General features: G+C 61.6%; 1 pseudogene. It reads right to left on the bottom strand.

The window, feature by feature from the left end:
• Positions 1-232: pseudogene (locus ACYQ3S_RS15780) on the bottom strand (transketolase); the annotation flags it as partial.
• Positions 233-255 lie beyond the last annotated feature (23 nt).

The following is a 255-nucleotide window of genomic DNA, read 5'->3' as shown; positions in this document are numbered from 1 at the left end:
TGGTCCCCGGCTTGTTCAGCGTCTCAAGCTGCTCCATCGGGAAAAAGCCTTTGAGCGCCAGCGCCGCGTACAGCGCCGGCCCGCAGTGTCCCTTGGACAGCACCAGCCAGTCCCGTCCGCACCACTTTGGGTCCTTTGCGTCATACCGCAGGTGCTTGCTGTACAGCACTGACAGCACTTCCGCGATCGACAGCGAGCCGCCCAGATGGCCCGCCGGCACATGCGAGATCATTTTACATACTTCCATCCGGATCT

Source organism: Agathobaculum sp. TL06 (assembly GCF_054658635.1).
The sequence above is the reverse complement of the archived record's forward strand: the minus strand, read 5'-3'. Positions and strand labels throughout refer to the sequence as shown.